We start from the raw sequence: 24,177 nt of genomic DNA on the forward strand, positions 1-24,177 counted from the left end.
TTTAGAGATTTTTAAACAGGAAATAAAGACCAAATATTTGTTAAAAATCGGCAGATAGTAGAATACTCAAAGCCTATCAGTAAAAGATGCTTCACTTTTGCACAAGAATAAAAAATGATTCTCTAAAATATTTCTAATTTATAACAGCCTAAAACCTGTAGCCAAACGAAATCCCAGATCGCACACCTAACCAATCAGAATCCAAATCAATAAATGCGCCTGATGAACTTGCCGTCACTTGGTATTTGAATAAAGAGATATCTAAATCCTGAATATCTTCTTTGAGCTGATTCTGCTCATAAGTCGTGAGCGGTCTGGCTGATTTTCCAGTAATAGTTCCTTTGGCACCGCCATAATGACCTCCTATGAACCATACATCCAAAACCCAATTGTCTTTTCTACCTAACAGCCATTGTGCTCCAATCATTAATCCTACATTATTAGAATTGGTCTTTCCTGAAAATGAAATTGGCACTTTGGTTCCATTAATAGCAGAACCCGGATCTTGCGAGGTGTAGCGGTAAGTAAGATTGTCTACATTAAAATGTGAATATCTGTAGTACGGTGCCACATAGAAACCATGCCCATACCCTTTGCCGAGATAAAATCTAGGTTCTATGGTGATATTGTTTCCACCTAACTTGATGTTATCTACATTTTCGTCATCGATGATCTCATCTACAAACGGGATCTGGCCTGCGGGAATAAAACCGTAAGACACTTGCACAGAAAATCTCTTTGTAAATAAGCGCTCGTATGCGAATTGATAATTTCTAAATATCACGGATGTCAGATTCATCTTCACAAGATTCATTTGTTCCTGACTACCATTTTGCTGAGCATTAGCAACAAACGAACAAAGAAGTGACATTGCAATTAATAACCTATTCATAACTTTTAGTTTTTATCAAATATATAAAATAATTGAGTTATGAATAATAATTAAATTATAAAGTTACTTAATCTGTTGATTGCTAAAATATTTTTCGAGCATCTTCCTCTGTTGCGTTGTCAAATTAGCTTTGGGGTGATACCCTATATAGGCAGGCATAGGCATTTTCAGGTTTTTCACAGTAGAAATTGTTTTTTCAACAGCGTTTTGCTTGAGTTCTTTATTATAAGAACCCCATTCTGAAAAATTGAGATGTTCCCTTCCTTCATTGATGTGATCTTTTACCGTCCAGGAAATTGGTGCGACGTAGGAATAGCTCGGATATTTCGTTTCATTGGAGTGGCAATCGTAGCAGGCATTTTTCAGAATCACTTTGACATCATCTGGTGTCTTATTGATATCTACAAAATTATCTTTCCTATTAATAGGTTTGTTTTCCCTATCTACAGGAATCAGCTGAATTCCGAGAAAGGCAATAGCGATCCAAAAAATTATCTTTTTCAATTGGCAGGTTGTTCTTCTTTGTTGAGATCCCAATTTTCATTAATTTCCCACATTGGGCGGGCATTGATCTTGCTCATCGCTTCTTTTTCACCGACTTTTTTGAACAGATAAGCATCTTCTGCTGGAACGCCATCAGCAAAATCCGCACTGTCCCAAATGCCATTATGATTGTTATCTACCAAGATCCTTAATTTATAACTTCCTGGTTTTATATTGATGAATTTGACATCTGCCTGATTGGTGTATTGCTGATACGCCGGTTCATTTTTATCATTGAGTAGCTGGATCCAGAATTTCTCAGAAGGTAAGTTCACCATATGCGCAGCAAAGCTTCCGAATTCCTCAGGTTTTGACACTTCGAAATCAAAACGAACGCTTTCGCTAGATCTGTTGTAAAAAGAACTCAGAGTATTTTTCGGAACGGTTAATTTATATTTTTTTCCCGCGGTGAAATTTGATTTGACAACAACCTGTGTAGAATCCAAGTCAGAGATCTCTGCGGTGAAGTCCTGAGCGATGCTGTCGGCTTCCAACTTCCAGTTCTCTGGCTGTATTTTATTGATCGTATAATTAGAAGAGAATCTGAAATCTGTTTCCGGCGCTAGCTTATTTGAGAATGGATTGGCGATTGTCATATCTTCTTTCGCTGGTTTTTTATAAAAAACAGACATCGTGTCCTGCTTGGAACCTGTGTCATAAGAGAATTTCAGACTTTCACTTACTGTAACTCCGATATTTTCTTTGGTGGCATCAAACCATATTTTCACAGAGTCTGACTTCGCCCTATGTGTTACCTTGTAGTCTGCCGGCTTTTCTCCAACTGCTTTTACAAGCACCTTCTCCGGTTTACCCTCGAACATCATGGTGACGCCTCCGTTAGAAATCAACATTTCTTTGTATTTCACTGCTTTTTTGGAAGGGTAAGATTTTAAGTTTAAAGTAGAAATGCTTGTTTCAAGATTGATCTCATTTTTTTGAAACGCCACGTTCTCCTTCCCCGAGTCATAGATGGAATTGGAATTCTCATCGTCAAACCCCACAATTCTGTATTTCCCTGGTGTCAAATAATTTAATTCAAAATAACCGTCCGGATCTGCTTTGGAAATATAATATGGTTTTTGGCGGTAATTCATCGTGTCTTTTACCTGATAAAGTCCGACGACGAGATTTCTCTCTTTACCTTCTGTATTTTTTTCATTACCTAAAGCATCGGTAATAGTACCACTGATGTACAGGTCATCCAATTTCTCACCGGTAGAAAATGCGAAATTAAAATAAGGCAGCACATTGCTTTCATTGAGATCAACCACAGAGTTTCCGAAGTTGAAGTTGTATGTGGTATTGGCCTGAAGGGTATCTTTCCACTGGATCTGCAGGTACTTGTTACCCGTGGCAGAGGGAATGATCTTGGTATATTTGATAGGTGGAGATATAATCAGGTTTTTACTGATATCCTTTAATGAAATGTACTCATCAAAATCAATTCTCAGTTGTTTGATATCTCGGGGAACATTGACTCTGGTGGTATCGATATTAGATCCTATCATTTTTGGCGCAATCGAATCTTTTGCGCCGCCAACCGGGGAACCCACTCTGGCACAACTTACCAAAACAAACGATACAAAAAGCCAAAGAAGAAACTGCTTCATTATTAAAAATAGAGGTTAGAATTTAGATTTCGGCTATTGAACCAAAATCTCAATTAGCAAAAATAAGCAAAGTATGGAAATGTTTTCCTTTAAAATATTTTTATAGACAAAGTTCACCAATGTTTTTTCAAATGCCTGTACTTTTTGTAATCATCAAAGCCAGTTTTAATGAGCGTAACTTTTGATTTCAGTGGTTTGCTTAAATAAAAAAAATGAGTTTTAAAAATTAAAACTCATTGTAGATGTACTTCAAAATATCTTTATCAAAATCCGTCAATGGAATTTTTCGTCTTCCCATCGCTTTTTCTGCTACTTCATAAGATTTATCCAGTCGGAATTTCTCATCGCCTTTCATCCCGCCCCAGGAAAAACTATCCACAAGGTTTGGTGGGAAACCAGATTTGAAAATATTGGAGGCAACGCCAACGGTAGTTCCGGTATTGAGCTGCGTATTAATCGCAGTTTTGGAATGATCACCCATGATGAGTCCACAAAATTGCAAACCAGTGTCGAGGAATCTCTTTTTCCGGTAATTCCAAAGTTTTACAGAAGCATAATTGTTTTTCAGGTTTGATGAATTGGTATCTGCACCCAGATTGCACCACTCTCCTATAACAGAGTTCCCAAGGAATCCGTCGTGACCTTTATTAGAATAGCCAAAAATCACCATATTATTGACTTCACCACCCACTTTGCAATGCGGACCAATCGTAGTCCCGCCGTAAAGTTTGGTTCCAAGATTGATTTTTGAATCTTCGCAAAGTGCCAACGAGCCGCGGATATTGGAACCTTCCATAATCTCGGCATTTTTTCCGATGTAGATCTTTCCGGTTTTGCAATTGAGCGTTGAAAATTCTACACTGGCGCCTTCTTCTATAAAAAGGTTTTCTTTTTCACCAATGAATCCGTTGGATGAAGACAATTCCTGAGACGTTTTTCCTTTTGTCACCAATGCAAAATCAAAGTTGATTGCAAAATCGTTGTGAGAAAAGATATCGGTTGGTTTTTCTATGAACAGAAGTTTCTCCGTAATGTCTGTCATTTTACTGATCTGATTCAGAGAAAATTGATCCATGTTGATATTAGCGACAAGCACTTCATTATCATAAACCAAAGCTTCGCCAGGCTGAAGATCTCTAATTTGTTTCAAAACCTCATCTGATGGGAAGAAATTCGGGACGATGAAGAGGCTTTGTTGTGGTTCCGGTTTGCGGAATTTTTCCTGTAGGTAATTTTCTGTGATGTAGAAAACCTCATCTATCCCGAGAAGTTTTTGCCATCTTTCTGTAAAAGTCAGGATTCCCATTCGCATTTCTGCAACTGGTCTTGTAAAAGTGAGTGGGAGGAAATCTTCCCAATATTGTGCGTCTGAAAATACTAATTGCATTTTTTAGAGGTTAGATGTTAGACTTTAGATAATAGACCAAAGCATAAGAAATCTAATTTCTATCTTCTAAAGCCTAATTTCTATCTTCAGCAAAAATAATAAAAAAACCTCTCGGAAATCCGAAAGGTTTTGATATTTGTAAAAATGGGCTGTTATAATTATAAAATTATTTAGCGAATTTTTTGTATTTGTTCATAAACTTATCTACTCTACCTGCAGTATCAACCAATTTAGTTTTACCGGTGTAGAAAGGGTGAGAAGTAGAAGAGATCTCCATTTTGATCAATGGGTATTCTGTTCCTTCAAATTCGATAGTATCTTTTGTATCAGCAGTAGATTTGCAAAGGAAAGTCTCCTCGTTACTCATATCTTTGAAAACTACCAATCTATAGTTACTTGGGTGGATATCTTTTTTCATTTTCAGAAGTTTTAAAATTATTGTTTAAATATATGAGCATCGGACTAATGGATCCAGCAACTCTGGTTTTGAGGATGCAAAAATAGGAAAACTTTTTTACTCTGCAAATTTTTATGACGAAAATTCTCAAATAATACAACTGTCCTCAAACTAAAACCACACTAAAAAATAACGATGATTAAGGATTTTTTTATTTTTCGTCATTTTAATATCAATAATCGTTTATAAATATCGTTTTATGATTTTCTTTCGCTATTTTTATCGAAACTAAAAAATTATTGAGAATCTATGGCACTTTTAACTATTCAAAACTATAATGATGCAATTGCCAACTGGAATTTGGCAAAGTCTGATTACACTGCATTACAAGTCCTAATCTCTCCGCAGAAGGTTTTCAAATTATTTCCTGAGCAAATACAGTGGCTGGATAATGAGAATGAAGCCGGCGCGTATTTCCGTGTGGACATTGGCGTATGGAATAATGAACTGATTATGATACTAGCCCCAAGGACCGCTACGGGCGACGTAAAAGTATTACGCAACTATGAATACACCACTTTGGCAGATCTGGAAAATGATTTGCAACTGACCCAGACCAAGACCTATACATTGACGAGTAATTACACCCTCTCCAAAGATCTTAAAAAAAGTGAAAATGATACAGATGTCAATTTTCCAATCCTAGATCAGCCGGTGACGGGACAGCAAGTAGCTGTGACAGAGATAGAATCCTGGAGAGAGAGCGGAATGGATTGGTTATATCTGGAATGCAGCGAGTTCAACGGAGCGAGAATCTTCCAAAGTTTCTTTGTCCCAAAAGCTGACTTATTACAAAATCAGGAAGACGCGTCAAGCATTGTTTGTGCATTTGGACTGAAACCATCGCCTGTTTACCAAAGATTGCTTCCTACATTGATTTTCATTTCTTGTTTTGATAGTGCCAGCCTGGTAAATGTAACGACGAAAATCCCATCCAATACTTATGATTGGTCAAGACCAGCTCCACCATTTAATGTGTCAACATTAAGTTACTAATTTAATGATACAGTTGTATTATATTTCATTAGTGTTAGCTAGTATTTTATTAACATGCGCTACTGTTTTTGGATTTTTAAAATATAAACTGATTACAGAAAAAGAAAAATCCTATATATATTATATTATTTTTCTTTTTTGTATAGAACTAACATCTAACGCATTATTATTAAAAATCAAAAGCAATGATTTCTTATATCCGGTTTATATTGCTGGGGAATTCTTCATGGTATCAAGTATATTTTTTAAAAAATTAAGTTTAAGTAAATATTATTATACTGCGTCAGCATCATTAAGTTTATTTTTTTTAGTTGGAGATAGAATCCTTGCTCAATATCACTATAACATTGATTACTCGAAAGCTACTTCCAATATAATAATAACTTGTATTATTGGCTATTCTTTGATTAGAGACATTACAAAAATAGAAAATAAAAGTTCTTTTCAAATCATAGATAAAATGATGTTTCTTTATTTTACAGTCAGTATTTTCATATTTATGTTTCAGCATGAACTTTTGGCATTTCCAGTAGAATATTATTCTGCTTTTTGGATTATTAATAATTTGATGGTTAGTTCTCTCTATAGTTTATTCATATATACCTTTTTAAAATTAAAGAAATAAAACTCAATATCGCCTTTCTTATTATACTGATTATCGTGCTGATAGTCATTATCTCCTTTGTACTATTAGCTTACAAAACTTTTATTAATAGAATCATCAAGGAAAAAGACGCACAGCACAAGGCAGAAATTAATCATCAAAAACAACTGACTCTGGAAAATATCAAAGGACAGGAAGATGAACGCAAGAGAATTGCCATTACGGTTCACGATGATATTGGAAACAGACTTAATATCCTTTCGCTTTGGCTGAATAATCTGGAGCCGGACAATCAGGCAGCTTCAAAAAAAGTCATTACTTCCCAGATCACAGAACTGGTAGATTCTACAAGGAATATCTCACACTCGCTCTATCCGGTGAATCTGGAAAAACTTGGTTTGGTTTTGTACCTGCAGGAACTTGTTACCAATCTTTCTTACAGGCTAGATCTATCTTTATATATAGACAGCAGATATCAGAGGAAAGATATTTTCACAGAAGTACAGATTTACAGGATCATCCAGGAATTCACCAGCAATGTGATTAAACATTCTGAGGCAGATGAAGTTTCGGTTTATATCAGAAATCACAACGGATTTTTAACGCTGATACTTTCCGACAACGGGCACAGTTTCGATTACAAAACGGCCAGTAAAGGAATGGGACTGAAAAATATAGAAGCGAGGATCAATTCTGTAAAAGGCCTCTGCAAATGGAAAAACAGAATCGGTAAAGGAAGCCGAATTATTATTAATATTCCTTTCTAATATGATGAGCAAAAAAATAAAACTGGCACTGGTAGATGATGAACAGCTTATTCTGGAAGGTATCAGAATGTTGCTTTCTATGGAAAAGAATATTTTCGTAACTTATAAAACCACCAGTGCAGCTGATTTTATAGATCATCTGGAGACGCTGGAACCGATTGATTTTCCTGACATTGCGATGATTGATATCCAGATGCAGCCTATGGATGGTTTCGAATTGGTAGAGATCCTCAAGAAAAAACATCCGGAACTGAAGATCATCATTCTCTCTTCCCATTACAAAAGCAGTGTTCTGGGATATATGGTGAAACTGGGTGTTTCCGCATTTCTTCCCAAAAACTCCAACAAGAAAAGCTTCATAGACGCCATAGAAGCAGTGGACAAAAATGGCATGTACTTCACCAAAGAAGATCACGAGATGCTGACGTCTTATATGAATACACCGTCCCGGAAAAAATCTCTCTTTGACAACCAAGAAACCATATCTAGCCGGGAAATAGATGTTGTAAAACTCATCTGCCAGGAGAAAACCAATCAGGAGATTGCCGACATTCTCTTCCTAAGCCCCAGAACTGTCGAAAGCCACAGACAAAGAATCCTTGATAAAATAGGAGCAAAAAACACGGTTGGCATTGTGATCTATGCCATTATCAACAACATCCATCCTATCCCGATGCGATTTTAATGCTACAATGACATAAAACTTAAAATTCAGTATTTCTACGATATCCCAGTTGATTCATTTGTTCTTCCTTTGACACAAGAAAATGTAACACATTAATTCATCTTTAGCATATGTCTTATTCAGCAGTAGAAGTCGTAAACTCGACCAATTACCCTATCTCTGGCGAGATCTCATATATGACCTTTTTCAGCAGTGATATTGATTTTACCTTAGAACCCAATTCCGTTTGGAAATCAGAAAAACATATTCGACCAATAGTCGAGATCCTGGCATTTGTCATCACAGATAATGGTGTTTTTCTAGCCAAACCATTTATTTCTCTAGGTACGATCCATCATTCTTTCGAAGTCGTACAAAATAATGACAGCAGCTTTCGCGTCGTAAAGATGAAGAAGGTGAAGGAAAAAGAAAGCATCCAATTTTTACAACCCGTCATTTAGCCATACAATAACCATTTTCATATTTTTCTAAGTCTCATCAAATCTTTTGGTGGGGCTTTTTTGTATCAAAATCAAATCTGCTATCCGTAGAAATACGCAGTCATCAAATTGGTCACTTCTACTCTACCGGATACCAATTGGTCTTCTGACCTTTGTCATACGGTAGAAGATTAATCACTACGGACCCAGAAAAATGACAAAAAAACATTTTATACTACTAGCATTTTTGGGCAGCACATTCTCTTTTGGGCAGGTAGGCATCAATACATCGGAGCCTAAAGCAACATTAGACATTGTGGGATCCCCATTAAACAATAGCAAGACAGACGGAATTATCGCTCCCAGACTTTCCGGAGATCAGCTAAAAGCAAAAGACGAGCTATACAAACAAACCACTCCTACGGTTACAGGGCACACAGGAACAATCCTTTACGTCACAGAAGCAGTCACAGGAACGCCCTCGGGAAAAACCATCAATGTAACAGAAACCGGCTATTTCTATTTCGATGGATTGGTATGGAAAAAACTAAACGACTCTAAAGCCAGCTCTGCCGGCAGCAACTATGCCAACAGCAAACCAGGCGCTGTAAAAATAGCAGTCAATCAATCAGGATTTTTAACCCTTAATGGGACGCAATCCTACGGGCTTCTGATGCAAAACAGTCCTAATACATCAGTTTCCCCAACCTACGTCACCGGCGTCTATCCCGGCGGTACAACAGGCTCTCCAACAGATGTGATATCTTCCACAAAGGGTTCCAATGGTTACGCCCTTCTAGAGGCTCCAATAAATATGAACGGGAATATCTTCCGTCTCAATATGGAGTATGTGATGGGAAACAATCCTCCCAGTGCTACCAGATATTTTAATGTAAAAATAGAATCCATTGGAACTGGTGCACTCATCTATGAAAACGCTATCGTTGTCCCTGGCGGAATGGACACTGGCCATGTCGCACCTTTCCAGATCTTATTTCCGACCATTGCTGATGCTTCGTCTATCGGAATAGGTTATAGAATTGTCTTCCGTGTAGATACTGCTGCATCTTCGGGATTACAAAATAATATTGGTATCAAAATAATCGACATTGCGAGGCTTAATCAATAGAATAACACTTAAATCACAACGCATTGACGACAAGATAAAACCCGGTGTTACAAAAAGTTTATACACATTAGATTCTAAAAACCATAACGATGAAAACTTATTGGGAACTTGGTCAGAGTTGTTAATTCCCCAATGAAAATGGGAACCGCCTTCCGGATTTGGAAGGCGGTTTTTTATTTATTTTTAAAACTGTTAATGGCATTCACTGTGAAATCTGAGAGAACCAATTGTCCACTGACTGCCGCACGCTCTGTCAAAAGATGGTCCCAATGGTCTGTGCCTTTCCAAAGAATTTGCTTCAACTCAAACATCGCTTCTGGGTTTGAAGCTGCTAACTTCTCTGCCAGAATCTGGATTTCGGCATCCATCTCCTCTGTTGTTTCATACATATCTTGGAACATATTTTTTTCCCGTGCCCATTCTGCGGAGTAAAATTCTGTCGCATTGATCGCCAATTGCGCAAAAGCCGAAATTCCGATTTTCTTTTCGACAACAGGACTGATAACGAAAGGACCAATCCCAACCGCTAATTCACTGAGTTTGACAGAAGCATTTTCCGTCGCAAAAGTATAATCTGCCGCACAAGCAATTCCAACACCGCCGCCAACAGCTTTCCCGTGGATTCTTGCGATAATCAATTTCGGAGATTTTCTCATCGCATTGATAACATTAGCAAAACCAGAAAAGAATGTTTTTCCAGTTTCGAAATCCTGAATAGAAATCAGTTCGTCGAAAGAGGCGCCCGCACAAAAGGCTTTTTCGCCACCGCTTTTCAGGATGATGACTTTTGCGTCGTCATTTTTTCCAAGATTATTGATTTCTTCGACAAGGTTTTTAAGTTGAGAACTCGGCATCGAGTTGCTTTGAGGATGAAAAAACTCGATGGTTCCTATGCCGTTTTCTATGGTTGATGTTACGTATGCTTCCATTATTTTTTTATTTTGAATCTGATGTATTTTCTTCTCTTCTGCCATCCCAAACAGATTGAATGATAATTTCCGTTTTAGTGACTTCATAGAAAATCAAATAATCACGTACAATTCTTACTCTTGTATTTTTATCACTAGTTTCTCTGCCAATGTTAGGATGTTCAGAAAGTATTTTCAAAGATTCGATGACTAATTTATTGAGTTTGATGCTGTAAGTCTTGGACTTGTTTTTATTAATCCAATATTCCAAAATCTCTCTACGCTCAAGATTTGCTTTTTGAGTCCAGACTATTTTTCTTCTAGCCATTTTTCAATATCAGCATTGGCTTGTTTCTCGGATAAAATTTTTCCACTAGAATATTCTTCTTTAGCTTCAGCAATTCTATCTATTTGTAATTGATTTAATTCGAAAACATCTTCATTCAGTTCAAAATCAATCAGTTTTTTGATTTCTTTAATGATTCCGATTTCTTTCATTTCGGAAATTTTATTGATTAAATCTAATTTCATTTCAGCAGTACTCATATCATTGTAGTTTATTCAAAATTACAAAAATTTATTCTTGATTCAGTTTTTTCACCATCGTCAGAATCGTGGCAATCGCAACAGTTTCACCCGTTTCATCGTAGACATCCACGAGCCAGCGGACGATCCCTTTGGCAATATCGTCTTCGTCGCGTTTTTCCTGACTAATTTTTTCTTTGCAGGTAAACCTGACACCAATTGTCATTCCCGGATAAACCGGTTTCACAAAACGGCATTCGTCCAAACCATAATTGAGTAAAACCGGACCTTTTCTTGCGTCAACAAATAATCCTGCTGCCTTGCTCAGGATAAAATAGCCGTGTGCTACTTTTCCTTCAAAAATAGTACCTTCCAGTGACGTAACATCTGTATGTGCATAGAAATTATCGCCGGAAACATTGGCAAAATTGGTAATATCTGCTTCGGTAACGGTATGTTTTGCCGTGATATACGTTTCGCTGATTTTCAATTCTTCAAAATGTTTTCTGAATGGATGAGTGTTATCCTCAAACTGTTTTCCACCGTATTGGTACTGCTGTGTGATGTGCGTCAAAGTGCTTGGTGAACCCTGGATCGCCGTGCGCTGCATATAATGAAGAACGCCACGTTTGCCACCCATTTCCTCGCCACCGCCAGCTCTTCCCGGACCGCCGTGCACCAGCATTGGCAAAGGCGAACCGTGACCGGTGCTTTCTTTAGCACAATCGGAATTAAGGATCAAAATCCGGCCGTGCATCGATGCAGCTCCGATGACAAATTCTCTTGCAAAATCATCATCAGCCGTCACAACGGAACAACAAAGCGAACCTTTTCCCATTCTCGCCAATTCAATGGCTTCATCGATATTGTGATAAGGAATAATAGTGCTGACAGGTCCGAAAGCTTCGATATTATGACAATCTGTATATTTAAACGGGTCTGAATTAAGGAATAAGATCGGAGAAATAAAGGCACCTTTATTTTTGTCCGCTCCTTTCACATCGAAGGTATCCAAATTCCCGAAAACAATCTCCTGAGTTTTGGATAATTCCTGAACTTTCTCGGAAACTTCCTTCACCTGGTCTCTGTTTGCCAAAGCGCCCATTCTCACACCTTCTACATTCGGATCGCCGATGATAACGGTTGAGAGTCTTTGTCCAAGTGCCATCTGAACATGTTCTACCAAATTTACAGGAACCAAAATCCTTCTCACCGCCGTACATTTTTGTCCGGCTTTGGTCGTCATTTCACGAACTGCTTCTTTGACAAACAAATCAAATTCTGCTGTTCCTGGTTTTGCATCTTCGCCCAAAACCATGGCATTCAGAGAGTCCGCTTCCAAATTGAAAGGCACAGATTCTTCAAGAATTCTTGGATGAGATTTCAGCATTTTCCCTGTAGAAGCGGAACCTGTGAACGTTACAACATCTTCACTCGTTACACTTTCGAGGATTCCGTTGGCCGATCCGCAAATCAATTGCAGACTTCCTTCAGGCAAAATTTGGGAAGCGATGATTTCTTTAACGACAACTTCGGTCAAGAAACTTGTTGCTGTTGCAGGCTTTACGATGGCCGGAACGCCAGCCAAAAGATTAACTGCAATTTTTTCCAACATTCCCCAAACCGGAAAATTAAAAGCATTAATATGAATCGCTACCCCACGTTTCGGCGTGCAAATGTGATGACCAATGAAAGTACCTTCCTTGGAAAGCTTCACAGATTCGCCATCTATATAATAAGGTAAATCGGGAAATTGTCTTCTCAAAGATGCATTCGCAAAAAGATTTCCGATGCCACCTTCGATGTCCACCCAGCTGTCAGTTTTGGTTGCGCCAGTTGCCCAACTCACTTTGTAGAAAGTTTCTTTCTTTTCCAAAAGATGAAAAGCAAGTTTCTTCAACATCAATCCTCTTTCCTGAAAAGTCAGTTTTCGAAGAGCCGGACCGCCAATTTTTCTGGCGTAATCCATCATTTCTGCAAAATCCAAACCTTTGGAAGTCGCCGTTGCCACCAAATCACCGTTGATGGAATTGTACAAAGCCTGCCCTTCTCCTTCACCTTTTGTCCATCTGCCGAGCGCGTAATTTTCTAGTTGCATAATATTAATTTTTTAGACAAATAGATAATAGACCGATAGATGATAGATTTTAAAATGTCTATTTTCTATTCGTCTATCATCTATCATCTATTCGTCTGATTTAAACTTTCTCAATAATTACTGCAAAACCTTGTCCCAAACCAACACACATTGTGGCCAAAGCATATTTTTTATTTTGGTTTTGAAGTTCGTACATTGCGGAATTCAGGATTCTTGCGCCGCTCATTCCCAGTGGATGTCCCAGTGCAATTGCGCCACCGTTCGGATTGATTCTGGAATCGTTGTCATCCAATCCCCAGGCTCTGATGCAGGCTAAACTTTGCGCTGCGAATGCTTCATTGAGTTCAATCACATCCAAATCATTAAATGTCAATCCAGCTTTTTGCAATGCCAGTTCTGCTGCTTTTACAGGACCGATTCCCATCAATCTTGGTTCAACACCAACAACGGCGCTTGAAACTATTCTTGCTTTTGGTGTTAATCCAAATTCTTTCATCGCACTTTCCGAAGCTAATAAATTAACCGCTGCACCATCATTCAATCCCGAAGCATTTCCTGCTGTGACTGTGCCCTCTTTTTTGAAAGCCGTTCTTAATTTTGATAAGCCTTCTAAAGTGGTGTCATTCTTAGGAAATTCATCTTTATCGAAAATCAAATCTTCGCCTTTTCTTTGAAGAATATTTACCGGAACAATTTCCTGTGACAATCTTCCGTTTTCCTGAGCAACTTTCGCTTTTTGCTGAGAATTAAAAGCAAACAAATCTTGGTCTTCACGGGAAATTTGGTCACGCTCAGCCAGATTTTCTGCTGTCTCTCCCATGGCATCTACGCCATACATTTCTTTCATTTTCGGATTGATGAAACGCCAGCCAAAAGTGGTGTCATAGATTTTCGCATCGCCACCGAAAGGATTTTCGGATTTTGAAATCACCAATGGTCCGCGCGTCATATTTTCCACACCACCAGAAATCATCAAATCGGCATCGCCGACCTGAATCGCTCTTGCGGCATTAATCGCCGCTGACAAACCGGAAGCGCATAGCCTGTTGACCGTTTCGCCGGGAACGTGATAATCCAAACCGGAAAGCAGAGCCGACATTCTTGCAATATTTCGGTTATCCTCTCCAGCTTGATTGGCGCAACCTAAAACGACGTCGCAGATTTGACGTTGGTCGATACTTGGGTTTCTTTCCAATAATTTTTGGATGACAAAAGCCGCCATATCATCGGGACGAACGGAAGATAAGCTTCCTTTCAGTTTTCCAATCGGCGTTCGGATGCCATCTATTATATATGCGTTGTTCATTTTTATGATTGATTTATGATAATCGATAAATTATTGTCTTCGACTCCGCTCAGACTGATATTGTTTTAAAGCGTTGTCACGCTGAGCGGAGTCGATGCCTCTTATATTTAATTATAGAATTTTCTATTTTGTTTTACTAAGTTTCTGATAATCGGACTGCATCTGTAGCGGTCTTCGTGATAGAAATTATATAGTTCATCGAGTTCGTTCTGAAGTTTTTCCAAACCAAATTCATCTGCCCATTTCAATAAACCTTTTGGATAATTGACGCCTTTTGTCATTGCCAAATCGATGCCTTCTGCGGAAGCGATGTTTAAGAAATAAGCGTCTGAGGCTTCGTTCATCAGCATTACCAAGATTCTTTTGAATATTAATTCTAGTAATTCCGGATTTTCGTTTGGTTTTGGTTGTTCGGCATTTCTTACATAATCATAGAATCCTTTTCCAGACTTTCTTCCGAAATAACCCGCTTCAAATAATCTTTTTTGCGTGAATGATGGTTTGAATTTCGGGTCGTAGAAAAATTCTTTGAAGACACTTTCCGTCACTCGGTAATTCACGTCGTGACCAATGAAATCCATTAATTGAAATGGTCCCATTTTGAATCCGCCCAAACTTGTCATTGCAAAATCTATCGTTGCACAGTCCGCAATTCCTTCTTCCAAAATTCTAATTGCTTCTCCATAAAATGGTCTTGCGACGCGATTCACAATAAAACCAGGTGTATCTTTGGCAATCACCGGAAGTTTTTTCCAGCTTTCTACAAGACTTTTTACTTTTGAAATCAAATCTTTATCCGTCTGAACCGCAGGAATCACCTCAACCAAAGCCATCAACGGTGCCGGATTAAAGAAATGAATTCCAATCACTCGCTCCGGTTTCTGACAAGCCGATGCAATGGATGCAATGGATAACGATGAAGTATTGGTCGCCAAAATACACTTTTCAGAAACCAGACTTTCCAGCTTTTGGAACAAGTCTTTCTTGATTTCCAAATCTTCAATAATCGCTTCGATGATTAATTCTGAATCTTTTAATTCCGATAATTTATCACTCAATCGGATATTATCGAAATAAGTTTTTGCTTCTTCAAAGGTCATTTTCCCTTTCTCAGCCAATTTTTGAAACTGTGCTTCGAGGTTTTGACCGGCTTTTTCTACTGCAATTGGATTGCTGTCGTACAACAAAACCTCGTTTCCGGCTGTTGCCAAAACCTGTGCTATTCCGCTTCCCATTGCGCCACTACCGACTATTCCTATTTTCATTCTATTGTAAAATGTATTATGTAAAAAGTAAAATGTCTTTTAATTTTTTTTAAACGCAAAGTGCGCATTTTTTTTCTACTAACTTTTTTAAGTTCGCAAAGGCGTTGGCACTCAGCGAAGAAATATTGATATGTTTAGTCTAAATCAAACAACCGTTAACTAACAATCATCAACCAACTTAATGGCATTTAAAATAATCAAAAGGCTCTTTGCAGTCATCACATTGGTACAATGCTTTGCACGCTGTGGAACCAAACTGACTTATCAAATGCGTATGTTTCGAACTGCAAAGCGGACATTCAACCTCATCTGTTTTTGAGAATAATTCGTCACTGTTTTTTGAGTAAACAGGCGGTGCAATGCCGTAAGCTTTCAATTTTTGTTTTCCTTCTTCGGTCATCCAATCGGTTGTCCACGCGGGACTCAATTGGTTGGTTATTTTGACATTGTTGAAACCTTTTTCAATCAGTTTGAGTTTAATCGACATATTAATCATCGATGTGGCAGGGCAACCGGAGTAAGTTGGTGTCAAAACCACTTCGATTTCGTCACCATTGAATCGCACATCACGGATGATTCCCAAATCCAAAAGATTGAGAACGGGAACTTCCGGGTCGGGAACTTCCTTCAAGATTTGCCAGATATCGTTTTCCGTGATTACCATTATTTTACAAAGGCTATAATTGTCTCGCCCCTTCAGGGCTCTTTTCATTTTGGTCATTCCCCATCGGATTTCACCCGACGCTATTAACATTAAGCCACTACGTGGCTTGACCAGGTTGAGTCAATGTCATTTCTGTTATAATCCTACCATTCCATATTAGGATAGGTGCGTTGCATTATTTGCATTTCTGCTAAGATGTAACCCATTTTCTCGGTGTGTTTGCCGTCTTTACCGCCTGTCAGTTTTCTTGATTTTTCGAAATCGATTGTCAAAGTCGCTTCATTCAGGATTTCCAGAACTTTGGTTTCCCATTTGGTTCGGAAGGTTCTGATGTCGGGGATGATGTTTTGTTCAATTAATTCTAATTCCCAGTTTGTCGGGGTGAACATTTCGTCTGTGAAATCCACCAGATCATTGACTGACTTCTGGATTTTGCTGTGGCTTTCTTCTGTGCCGTCGCCCAATCTAATCATCCATTCGCTGCTCCACTTTAAATGATAGGTGACTTCTTTCAAAGATTTTTCTGCGATGGAAGCGAGTTTCAAATCTGAATGGTGTCTCAGTTCTGTCAATAATAAATGATGATAAGCATCGAAGAAAAACTGCCTTGCAATGGTGTCTCCGAAATGACCGTTTTCTTTTTCTACCAACAACAGATTTTTAAAATCACGCTCGTTTCTTAGGAAAGCCAAATCGTCTTCGGTTTTTCCTTCATTCTGAATCTCTGTGGCGTATTGATAATAGTTGGAAGATTCTCCCAGCAAATCCAATGCGATGTTTGATAAGGCAATATCCTGCTCCAAGACTGGACCTTTGCCACACCATTCGCAAAGACGCTGACCTAAAATAAGGCTAGTGTCTGCGAGATGCAGAAGATAATTGAGCCAGTTATTTTTATTGTTTTCCATTTGTTTGAGTACAAAGGTTTTTTAATTTTATTAAGTTTCTTTTGCCATTCCGTAGGAATCTAGACTGTTGAGATCGACTTCGTCGAACCACTTCGTTAGGTTTCCTACGGAATGACAAACTACATTTTTATCTGGACAGTTCTTTTTATGCTGAATCTGCAGCCCGACTTGAGTGGAAATCCTTTTTTGCTTATACTCACGTTCTAGTTAGACTGAAATCGTCGGCAAAAAAGATTGGGAACGGAAGGCGGAAATAGCTGCCATAATGATTACATTACATATTCTTCACCTCCTCCGGAACGTGGTAAAACGTCGGGTGGCGGTAAACTTTATCTTCCGACGGTTCGTAAAACGCTTCAGAATCGTCGGGGTTTGTGGCGTGGATATGTTTGGATTCTACAACCCAAATGCTGACGCCCTCCATCCTTCTGGTGTAAACATCGCGTGCGTTTTGGATTGCCATATCAGCATCCGCAGCGTGGAGACTGCCGACGTGCTTGTGGTCGAGGCCTTGTCTGCTTCTGATGAAAACCTCCCAAAGTGGCCATTCTGTATTTTGCATAATATTTCAGATTAGAGACGGATAGATTAGAGATAATAGACTTTAATCTATCTGTTTATGATTGTTGATTTTATCGCAAAGGCGCAAGATTTTTCTTTTCTTATTATGTTGTAAGTCGCAAATTTTAAACATCGAATTAAATTTTTACGCATTATAACATTGCTTTTTCAAAATACTTGCGTCTTTGCGTTACAAAAACATTAAACTGTTTTTCTGTTTTGTTCTTCTCTTGATTTTCTTTTCTCGTGATAAGCGGTGGCGGCTTCTCTTACCCAAGCGCCATCATCGAAGGCTTTTTTGCGGGTTTCGATACGTTCTTTGTTGCAAGCGCCGTTGCCTTTGACCACTTTCCAGAACTCATCCCAATCGATTTCTCCGAATTCGTAATGTCCGGTTTCTTCATTGAATTTCAGGTCTGGGTCGGGAATTGTCAGGCCCAGATATTCTGCCTGAGGAATGGAAACATCTACGAAACGCTGTCTCAGTTCGTCATTGGTGAAGCGTTTGATTCGCCATTTCATTGAGAGTTCTGTGTTTCCGGACTCGGCATCTTTGGGTCCGAACATCATCAAAGTCGGCCACCACCAACGGTTGAAGGCATCCTGAGCCATTGCTTTCTGCTCTGGCGAACCTTGCGCAAGTTTCATCATTAGCTCGTAGCCTTGTCTCTGGTGGAAACTTTCTTCCTTGCAAATCCGAACCATTGCTCTGGCGTACGGTCCGTAAGAAGCGCGGCAAAGTGGTACTTGATTCAGAATTGCTGCACCGTCAACCAGCCAGCCGATTGCGCCCATATCTGCCCAAGTTAATGTTGGGTAATTGAAAATGCTGGAATATTTTGCTTTTCCGGAATGCAGGTCATTGATGGTTTCATCCCTCGTAATGCCCAAAGTTTCGGCGGCACAATAGAGATATAAGCCGTGACCAGCCTCATCCTGAACTTTTGCCAGGAGGATTTTCTTCCGGTTCAAAGTTGGGGCGCGCGTAATCCAGTTGGCTTCCGGCAACATCCCGACAATCTCGGAATGGGCGTGCTGAGAAATCTGACGAATCAGGGTTTTTCTGTACGCGTCCGGCATCCAGTCTTTTGGTTCGATGCGGATTTCGCTGTCTATTTTATTCTGAAAATGTTCTTCTAAATTGATTTCTGTTGTTTCCATAATGTTTTGGTTTAATGGAATTTATTTAAACGCAAAGAGCGCAAAGTTTAAAGTCTTTTTTGTCATTCCGTAGGAATCTCTACATCTACGTTCAGTTTCCTACGGAATGACAAACTTCTTGGTTATGACTTACTCTCGTTTTATACCGAATCTGCAGCCCGACTTGAGCGGAAATCCTTTTTTGCTTTTACTTCGTTTTCTAATTGAAGACAAAGCGTCTGCAAAAAAGATTGGGAGCGGAAGGCGGATTAAGCTGCCATAATTATTATTTTACTTAATATCAAAATTCACAACCACTTCCTCCGACCTCGGATGTGCCTGGCAAGACAAGATAAATCCAGCGGCAATCTCGTCCGGTTCCAGGGAATAATTGATGTCCATCACGACTTCGCCTTTTTCAAGTTTGCATTTGCAAGTGGCGCAAACACCGCCTTTGCAGGCGTATGGCAAGTCGGCTCCGTTTTGCAAGGCAGCGTCCAAAATGGTTGGGCCGTGGTAGGCTAAATCTAATTTCAGAGCGGTTGCATCCAACTTGACGGTGACTTTGCTGAAAACGTCATCCGATTGATTGATTGCGGATTCGTGTTCTTTTTTCTTTTCGGCGGAGGCTGCGCTGAAGAACAATTCGAAGTGGATCTTCTTGGCATCCACGCCGGAACTGACCAATGTGTCTCTCACGCCGAGAATCATCTCCTCTGGTCCGCAAAGGAAAACCTCATCGATTTTCTCTGCCGGAATTATATGATTGAGGAATGATTTTGCTTTCTCGGAATTGATTCTTCCACTCAACAAATCGGCGTCGGCCACCTCGCGACTGAGAATGTGATAAATGCTGAGGCGTTCCATAAATCGGTTTTTCAAAGCTTCTATCTCTTCTTTGAAAATGATGGTCGCTTTGTTTTTGTTTCCGTAAATCAGAATGAACTGGCTTTGAGGCTCGTTTTTCAAAACTGACTTGATGATGGAAATTATAGGTGTGATTCCGCTTCCTGCTGCAAAAGCAACGTAAGTTTTCTTGTTCTCGGGATTCAATTCTGTGTAGAATTTTCCCATTGGAGGCATTACTTCCAAGACGTCGCCTTCTTTCAGGTTTTCATTCATAAAAGAAGAGAAGAGACCTTCCGGCACTTTTTTCACAGCGACTTTCAATTCGTTTTCGTGCGGACTTGCGCAGATTGAATACGACCGACGAAGTTCCTCGTTGCCATTGATTTGGCGGAAAGTCAGGTATTGGCCTTGCATGAATTTGAATTGTTCTGCCAATTCTGCAGGCACATCAAAACTCACGGAAACACAATCTTGCGTTTCTTTCTTGACTTTTTTGACTTTTAATTGATGAAAATTTACTGACATTTTTATTTTTCTTGAACACAAAGTGAACAAAGTTTTTTTTACATTATTGAAAATATTTTAAGGCTCACAAAGGCACTACGACAAGCTCAGTGTATACTACAAACTTAAAAGCTCCCACAAATTAATTTTATAAATCTATTATCTATCAGTCTATTATCTATCTTCTTTTAACATTCCTTTCATTAATAATGTTTTCAAATCATCTTCCAGTTCTTGCGGTGTGATGTCGCGGCTTGGTTTGTACCAGAGTTCTATCCACCTTAATGAAGATAACATTGTGAAAAGTGCGACGGAAACATTCATTTTTTTGAATTCGCCGTTTTGCATTCCTTGTTCTATGATATTGGCAAAGCTTTTTTCGTAGGATTTTCTGGTTTCTTTGTATTGATTCTTTTTTTCTTCGCTTAAGTATTTCCAATCGTTATTCGCTACAGAAACTGATGCCGAATCTTCGATAATCAATTGAACGTGAAGTCCGATGATGGCGTTCAGTTTCTCCTGAAAAGTCTGGTTGGTGTTTTCGATTTCCTGAAGCTGGGAAATATATTGGTTGGCGATTTTAAAACAAATCAATTCCAAAATTTCGTCTTTGGATTTGATGTGATTGTACATACTTGCGGCTTCCATTCCCACTTTTTCAGCAAGGTCGCGCATACTGGTTCCGCCGAAACCTTTTTCTTTGAAAAGCATTGCGGCTTCGGACAAAATCAATGCTTTTTTATTGATTTTTATTTTGTTTGGAATTGTTTCTGTTTCCATATTTTTAACGCAAAGTGCAATTTCATCAAAGTTATTTCCCTAGCCCTAAAGGGTGAACTTTGATGAGATTCTAATACTTTAATAATTGTTCTATTTCTATCATTAATTTCTCTGTGTTTGGCAGCATTTCCTTCTCTAATATAGAATTGATAGGAATTGCCGGTAAATCTTTTGCGCCAACCACTTTGACTGGAGCGTCCAAATGCCTGAAACAATTCTCACTGATTCTCGCCGCCAGACTTTGAGCAAAACTGTTATTGACAGGTTCTTCCGTCAAAACGATGCAGCGGTTGTGTTTTTTCACACTTTCGAAAACTCGGTTTTCATCTAAAGGTGCGAGCGTTCTCAAATCAATAATTTCGATTTGATTGTCAAATTCTTTTGCTGCATTTGAAGCCCAATAAACGCCCATTCCGTAAGTAATAATAGTCAATGTAGCTTGGTTCTGACGATTTTCGCAAAGCAAAACTTCCCTTGCTTTCCCGAATGGAATGATGTAATCTTCGTCCGGTTCTATGGTTTTTGCATTTTCCGTCCCTTCGATTTTTGACCAATACAATCCTTTGTGTTCGAGCATTACAACTGGATTTGGGTCGTAGAAAGCGGCTTTCATTAGACCTTTCAAATCTGCGCCTGTTGATGGATACGCGATTTTGATGCCTTTGATATTCGTCAAAACACTTTCCACCGAGCTGGAGTGATAAGGTCCACCACTGCCGTAAGCGCCAATTGGAACTCTTAGAATCATTGAAACCGGCCATTTTCCATTAGACAAATAATAACTTCTGGAAACTTCTGTGAATAGTTGATTGAGGCCTGGCCAGATATAATCCGCAAATTGAACTTCGACAATTGGTTTCAATCCAACTGCGCTCATCCCAACCGTTGAGCCGACGATAAATGCTTCCTGAATTGGTGTATTGAAAACCCTTTTCTCTCCAAACTGCGCGGCCAGCGTAATCGCTTCTCGGAAAACACCGCCTAATCTCAAGCCAACATCTTGCCCATACAACAAGGCTTCCGGATGTTTTGTCATCAATTCTCTGATGGCGAAAAGTGCGCAATCTACCATCACTGTTGGGATCTTTCCGATTGGAGTACGTTCTCCTTTTTCTTCGGTGATGGGTGTTGGTGCGAAATCGTGTTTACACGCGTCTTCCGGTTTTGGATCTTCTGCCAGAACGGCGTTTTCAAAATCAGTTCTTACAAGTTTTGCAACTTCTTGTTCTATGGTTTCGACTTCAGCATCTGCTATGCTGATTTCTGACAGTTGATTTCTTAATTTGATTAATGGGTCATTCTTGGCACATTCTTCCAAATCATCGCGGTACCATTCTTTTCGTACGCCAGAAGTATGATGATTTAATAGAGGAACTTTTGCGTGAATCAGCATTGGTCTTCTTTCTTCACGGATGATCCTGATGCATTCTTTCACCGTTTCGTAGGATTTGATAAAATCTGTCCCATCGATGGTTCTGGTTTCTATGCCGTTGAAACCGCGCATATATTGTGTAATATCTTGGGCCCGGATTTCTTCTGCACTGGCAGAAATATCCCATTCGTTGTCCTGTACCACATAAAGGATAGGCAACTGTTTCAGAGCGGCCATTTGAAACGCTTCAGAAACTTCACCCTCTGTACAACTTGCATCGCCGAGTGAGCAGACTGCAATAGGTTTTTCGTCAAGGTTTTCAGCAATTCCTGTCTGTTCCTTATATTTCATTCCCATCGCAATGCCGGTGGTTGGGATGGCTTGCATTCCTGTTCCGGAACTTTGGTGGATGATTTTTGGAAAGTCGTCCCGTCTCAGACTTGGATGTGCGTAATAAGTTCTTCCGCCGGAAAATGGGTCGTCACGTTTTGCTAAAAGCTGAAGCATCAATTCGTAAGGCGTGATTCCTATTCCAAGTAAAATAGAATCGTCTCTATAATAAGGACTCACGAAATCCTGTGGCAACAACTGCATTCCTACAGCAAGCTGAATGGCTTCGTGACCACGTGAAGTGGCATGAACGTATTTTGAAGTGATCTTTTTTTCATGTTCAAAAAAATCGGTCATCGTTTTTGCCGTAAACATCAGACGATAGGCTGATTTGAGTAAATCAGTCTGAGAAATTTCTTTGTTTAAAAAATGTCTTTTGGTCATTTCCATATTTAAACGTTTGACATTCAGTTAATTAATTTGAATATTGTAATAATGAATGTGATTTAAACAAACTTACGCATTTTTATTTAACTAACAAATGTTAGTTAGTTTAAATTTAATATTTGAATCATTGAGAATCATTACCTTTATAAAAGCTTAACCTATGAAAACACATTTCATTTTTATTTTCACAGTATTTACTTCTAATTTAGGATTTGGTCAAATCAATCCAGTCCAGAATTTAATCTGGAGTCATTATTATGATTATACAAATTACAGGAATATCTACTCTCTTTCTTGGCAATCACCTGAAACACCACATCATCAATTAATTGGATATCATATTTATCGCGACAGTCAATTATATAAATTTCAAACTACGAATTCCGTAGGTTGCAATCCTGATTGGGGAGTAACTTCTGGTTGTGATTTTCTCACTCAAGCATTTACTGTTTATGTAAAAGCAGTTTACGAAGGAAATATAGAATCAGAAGCAGTTTCATATACAATAAATGGTCCTGCTTTGAGTACTAAAGAATTTTTATCTAAACCCTTCGCAATTTCCCCAAATCCTTCCAAAGAAATTATTCACTTTTCAGAAGAAATATCTCATATGACAATATCAGATTTTTCCGGAAAAATTATCAAACAAATTCCTAATGCTGAAAAATCAATCAATGTTTCAAAACTTGAAAAGGGAACTTATATTATATCTGGTAAAACAAAAACGGGGGAAACAATCAATAAGAAATTTATAAAAGAACCCGTAGTGCATTATAAAAAAGGTTACTCATAATACGAAAATTTCGTATATTGTATTGACTATCAATCTAATACGTTATGAATAACCTAGATGCAATTTACGATTTTATTTTAAAGGAATTAAGAAAATTAACCATCAAAGAAAATTTTTATTTCAAACCAATTAAACCAAAATTATCTGATTTAGAGCTCATTGCAATAAATATTTCTGCGGAATATTTATCGATAGATTCAGAATATCAGTTGTTTAGATACCTCTCTAATTCAAAACT

At 38.7% G+C, this 24,177-nt stretch carries 25 protein-coding genes and 1 pseudogene; 8 read left to right on the forward strand and 18 right to left on the reverse strand.

Going from position 1 to position 24,177, the window contains the following annotated elements:
- Window positions 1–148: 148 nt before the first annotated feature.
- The 5 genes from F564_RS0114880 to F564_RS0114900 form a co-directional block, all read right to left on the reverse strand.
- Window positions 149–892 (reverse strand): DUF3575 domain-containing protein, encoded by a 744-nt coding sequence (locus F564_RS0114880; protein WP_028123326.1) that lies wholly within the window; start codon window positions 890–892, stop codon window positions 149–151.
- Window positions 893–955: 63 nt separating this feature from the next.
- A complete protein-coding gene (locus F564_RS0114885; protein WP_051259699.1) occupies window positions 956–1,396 on the reverse strand; it encodes a heme-binding domain-containing protein in 441 nt (146 codons plus the stop codon).
- Window positions 1,393–3,045 (reverse strand): Ig-like domain-containing domain, encoded by a 1,653-nt coding sequence (locus F564_RS0114890; RefSeq protein ID WP_028123328.1) that lies wholly within the window; start codon window positions 3,043–3,045, stop codon window positions 1,393–1,395. The genes F564_RS0114885 and F564_RS0114890 overlap by 4 nt, the downstream gene beginning before the upstream one ends.
- A 226-nt stretch (window positions 3,046–3,271) precedes the next feature.
- Window positions 3,272–4,432, reverse strand: coding sequence for a GlmU family protein (locus tag F564_RS0114895; RefSeq protein ID WP_028123329.1), 1,161 nt, complete (start codon window positions 4,430–4,432; stop codon window positions 3,272–3,274).
- Between the two features lie 166 nt (window positions 4,433–4,598).
- Window positions 4,599–4,850: a type B 50S ribosomal protein L31 gene (locus F564_RS0114900; RefSeq protein ID WP_028123330.1), complete on the reverse strand. Its 252-nt coding sequence runs from the start codon at window positions 4,848–4,850 to the stop codon at window positions 4,599–4,601.
- Between the two features lie 288 nt (window positions 4,851–5,138).
- On the opposite strand from F564_RS0114900, the gene F564_RS0114905 reads away from it, so the two are divergent.
- The 6 genes from F564_RS0114905 (at window position 5,139) to F564_RS0114930 (ending at window position 9,489) form a co-directional block, all read left to right on the forward strand.
- Window positions 5,139–5,885 (forward strand): hypothetical protein, encoded by a 747-nt coding sequence (locus tag F564_RS0114905; protein WP_028123331.1) that lies wholly within the window; start codon window positions 5,139–5,141, stop codon window positions 5,883–5,885.
- A 31-nt stretch (window positions 5,886–5,916) separates the two neighbouring features.
- On the forward strand, window positions 5,917–6,510 hold the full coding sequence (locus F564_RS0114910; RefSeq protein ID WP_154656890.1) for a hypothetical protein: 594 nt from the start codon (window positions 5,917–5,919) through the stop codon (window positions 6,508–6,510).
- Between the two features lie 35 nt (window positions 6,511–6,545).
- Complete coding sequence (locus F564_RS0114915) at window positions 6,546–7,256, forward strand: sensor histidine kinase (protein WP_051259700.1); 711 nt, start codon at window positions 6,546–6,548, stop codon at window positions 7,254–7,256.
- Between the two features lies 1 nt (window position 7,257).
- The gene (locus tag F564_RS0114920) at window positions 7,258–7,941 is read left to right on the forward strand and encodes a response regulator transcription factor (protein ID WP_228373912.1); all 684 of its coding nucleotides are present in this window, start codon (window positions 7,258–7,260) and stop codon (window positions 7,939–7,941) included.
- A 110-nt stretch (window positions 7,942–8,051) separates the two neighbouring features.
- Window positions 8,052–8,381: a hypothetical protein gene (locus F564_RS0114925; RefSeq protein WP_028123335.1), complete on the forward strand. Its 330-nt coding sequence runs from the start codon at window positions 8,052–8,054 to the stop codon at window positions 8,379–8,381.
- A 193-nt stretch (window positions 8,382–8,574) separates the two neighbouring features.
- Window positions 8,575–9,489, forward strand: a complete 915-nt coding sequence (locus F564_RS0114930) for a hypothetical protein (protein WP_154656891.1) — start codon at window positions 8,575–8,577, stop codon at window positions 9,487–9,489.
- Window positions 9,490–9,662: 173 nt separating this feature from the next.
- On the opposite strand, the gene F564_RS0114935 is transcribed toward F564_RS0114930, so the two are convergent.
- The 13 genes from F564_RS0114935 to F564_RS0114995 form a co-directional block, all read right to left on the reverse strand.
- Complete coding sequence (locus F564_RS0114935; protein ID WP_028123337.1) at window positions 9,663–10,418, reverse strand: enoyl-CoA hydratase/isomerase family protein; 756 nt, start codon at window positions 10,416–10,418, stop codon at window positions 9,663–9,665.
- 7 nt (window positions 10,419–10,425) lie between these two features.
- Window positions 10,426–10,725, reverse strand: a complete 300-nt coding sequence (locus tag F564_RS0114940; protein ID WP_028123338.1) for a type II toxin-antitoxin system RelE/ParE family toxin — start codon at window positions 10,723–10,725, stop codon at window positions 10,426–10,428.
- Window positions 10,707–10,895 carry a hypothetical protein gene (locus tag F564_RS0114945; protein WP_228373913.1) on the reverse strand — a complete coding sequence of 63 codons (189 nt, stop codon included), beginning with the start codon at window positions 10,893–10,895 and terminating at the stop codon, window positions 10,707–10,709. The genes F564_RS0114940 and F564_RS0114945 overlap by 19 nt, the downstream gene beginning before the upstream one ends.
- A 79-nt stretch (window positions 10,896–10,974) precedes the next feature.
- The gene (gene paaZ, locus F564_RS0114950; protein WP_034981762.1) at window positions 10,975–13,020 is read right to left on the reverse strand and encodes a phenylacetic acid degradation bifunctional protein PaaZ; all 2,046 of its coding nucleotides are present in this window, start codon (window positions 13,018–13,020) and stop codon (window positions 10,975–10,977) included.
- 100 nt (window positions 13,021–13,120) lie between these two features.
- A complete protein-coding gene (gene pcaF / locus F564_RS0114955) occupies window positions 13,121–14,326 on the reverse strand; it encodes a 3-oxoadipyl-CoA thiolase (RefSeq protein ID WP_028123341.1) in 1,206 nt (401 codons plus the stop codon).
- 107 nt (window positions 14,327–14,433) lie between these two features.
- Entirely contained in the window at window positions 14,434–15,591 is a 1,158-nt protein-coding gene (locus F564_RS0114960) for a 3-hydroxyacyl-CoA dehydrogenase NAD-binding domain-containing protein (RefSeq protein WP_028123342.1), read from the reverse strand.
- A gap of 178 nt (window positions 15,592–15,769) precedes the next feature.
- Window positions 15,770–16,312, reverse strand: coding sequence for a 1,2-phenylacetyl-CoA epoxidase subunit PaaD (gene paaD / locus F564_RS0114965; RefSeq protein WP_316928803.1), 543 nt, complete (start codon window positions 16,310–16,312; stop codon window positions 15,770–15,772).
- Window positions 16,313–16,398: 86 nt separating this feature from the next.
- Window positions 16,399–17,163 (reverse strand): 1,2-phenylacetyl-CoA epoxidase subunit PaaC, encoded by a 765-nt coding sequence (gene paaC, locus F564_RS0114970; protein ID WP_028123344.1) that lies wholly within the window; start codon window positions 17,161–17,163, stop codon window positions 16,399–16,401.
- Window positions 17,164–17,437: 274 nt separating this feature from the next.
- Complete coding sequence (gene paaB, locus F564_RS0114975; RefSeq protein WP_028123345.1) at window positions 17,438–17,725, reverse strand: 1,2-phenylacetyl-CoA epoxidase subunit PaaB; 288 nt, start codon at window positions 17,723–17,725, stop codon at window positions 17,438–17,440.
- Window positions 17,726–17,925: 200 nt separating this feature from the next.
- On the reverse strand, window positions 17,926–18,885 hold the full coding sequence (gene paaA, locus F564_RS0114980; RefSeq protein WP_028123346.1) for a 1,2-phenylacetyl-CoA epoxidase subunit PaaA: 960 nt from the start codon (window positions 18,883–18,885) through the stop codon (window positions 17,926–17,928).
- A 270-nt stretch (window positions 18,886–19,155) separates the two neighbouring features.
- Complete coding sequence (gene paaE, locus F564_RS0114985) at window positions 19,156–20,238, reverse strand: 1,2-phenylacetyl-CoA epoxidase subunit PaaE (RefSeq protein WP_028123347.1); 1,083 nt, start codon at window positions 20,236–20,238, stop codon at window positions 19,156–19,158.
- A gap of 153 nt (window positions 20,239–20,391) precedes the next feature.
- Complete coding sequence (locus F564_RS0114990) at window positions 20,392–20,997, reverse strand: TetR/AcrR family transcriptional regulator (protein WP_034981765.1); 606 nt, start codon at window positions 20,995–20,997, stop codon at window positions 20,392–20,394.
- 70 nt (window positions 20,998–21,067) lie between these two features.
- Window positions 21,068–23,143, reverse strand: coding sequence for an alpha-ketoacid dehydrogenase subunit alpha/beta (locus F564_RS0114995; RefSeq protein WP_034981770.1), 2,076 nt, complete (start codon window positions 23,141–23,143; stop codon window positions 21,068–21,070).
- Between the two features lie 163 nt (window positions 23,144–23,306).
- Here F564_RS0114995 and F564_RS0115000 point away from each other — a divergent pair, with 163 nt between their 5' ends.
- Window positions 23,307–23,939 (forward strand): T9SS type A sorting domain-containing protein, encoded by a 633-nt coding sequence (locus F564_RS0115000; RefSeq protein ID WP_028123350.1) that lies wholly within the window; start codon window positions 23,307–23,309, stop codon window positions 23,937–23,939.
- A 44-nt stretch (window positions 23,940–23,983) separates the two neighbouring features.
- Window positions 23,984–24,177: pseudogene (locus tag F564_RS19420) on the forward strand (IS982 family transposase); the annotation flags it as partial.

The sequence above is a fragment of the Epilithonimonas tenax DSM 16811 genome (assembly GCF_000428485.1).
Lineage (GTDB): Bacteria > Bacteroidota > Bacteroidia > Flavobacteriales > Weeksellaceae > Epilithonimonas > Epilithonimonas tenax.

Coding starts and splice junctions, on each gene's coding strand:
- F564_RS0114935 (WP_028123337.1), bottom strand. CDS start 10,418: ATGGAAGCATACGTAACATCAACCATAGAAAACGGCATAGGAACCATC.
- F564_RS0114895 (WP_028123329.1), bottom strand. CDS start 4,432: ATGCAATTAGTATTTTCAGACGCACAATATTGGGAAGATTTCCTCCCA.
- F564_RS0114945 (WP_228373913.1), bottom strand. CDS start 10,895: ATGAAAGAAATCGGAATCATTAAAGAAATCAAAAAACTGATTGATTTT.
- paaA (WP_028123346.1), bottom strand. CDS start 18,885: ATGGAAACAACAGAAATCAATTTAGAAGAACATTTTCAGAATAAAATA.
- paaC (WP_028123344.1), bottom strand. CDS start 17,163: ATGGAAAACAATAAAAATAACTGGCTCAATTATCTTCTGCATCTCGCA.
- F564_RS0114900 (WP_028123330.1), bottom strand. CDS start 4,850: ATGAAAAAAGATATCCACCCAAGTAACTATAGATTGGTAGTTTTCAAA.
- F564_RS0114920 (WP_228373912.1), top strand. CDS start 7,258: ATGATGAGCAAAAAAATAAAACTGGCACTGGTAGATGATGAACAGCTT.
- F564_RS0114905 (WP_028123331.1), top strand. CDS start 5,139: ATGGCACTTTTAACTATTCAAAACTATAATGATGCAATTGCCAACTGG.
- F564_RS0114990 (WP_034981765.1), bottom strand. CDS start 20,997: ATGGAAACAGAAACAATTCCAAACAAAATAAAAATCAATAAAAAAGCA.
- F564_RS0114890 (WP_028123328.1), bottom strand. CDS start 3,045: ATGAAGCAGTTTCTTCTTTGGCTTTTTGTATCGTTTGTTTTGGTAAGT.
- paaZ (WP_034981762.1), bottom strand. CDS start 13,020: ATGCAACTAGAAAATTACGCGCTCGGCAGATGGACAAAAGGTGAAGGA.
- F564_RS0114940 (WP_028123338.1), bottom strand. CDS start 10,725: ATGGCTAGAAGAAAAATAGTCTGGACTCAAAAAGCAAATCTTGAGCGT.
- pcaF (WP_028123341.1), bottom strand. CDS start 14,326: ATGAACAACGCATATATAATAGATGGCATCCGAACGCCGATTGGAAAA.
- F564_RS0114995 (WP_034981770.1), bottom strand. CDS start 23,143: ATGACCAAAAGACATTTTTTAAACAAAGAAATTTCTCAGACTGATTTA.
- F564_RS0115000 (WP_028123350.1), top strand. CDS start 23,307: ATGAAAACACATTTCATTTTTATTTTCACAGTATTTACTTCTAATTTA.
- paaD (WP_316928803.1), bottom strand. CDS start 16,312: ATGACCAAAATGAAAAGAGCCCTGAAGGGGCGAGACAATTATAGCCTT.
- paaE (WP_028123347.1), bottom strand. CDS start 20,238: ATGTCAGTAAATTTTCATCAATTAAAAGTCAAAAAAGTCAAGAAAGAA.
- F564_RS0114960 (WP_028123342.1), bottom strand. CDS start 15,591: ATGAAAATAGGAATAGTCGGTAGTGGCGCAATGGGAAGCGGAATAGCA.
- F564_RS0114930 (WP_154656891.1), top strand. CDS start 8,575: ATGACAAAAAAACATTTTATACTACTAGCATTTTTGGGCAGCACATTC.
- paaB (WP_028123345.1), bottom strand. CDS start 17,725: ATGCAAAATACAGAATGGCCACTTTGGGAGGTTTTCATCAGAAGCAGA.
- F564_RS0114925 (WP_028123335.1), top strand. CDS start 8,052: ATGTCTTATTCAGCAGTAGAAGTCGTAAACTCGACCAATTACCCTATC.
- F564_RS0114880 (WP_028123326.1), bottom strand. CDS start 892: ATGAATAGGTTATTAATTGCAATGTCACTTCTTTGTTCGTTTGTTGCT.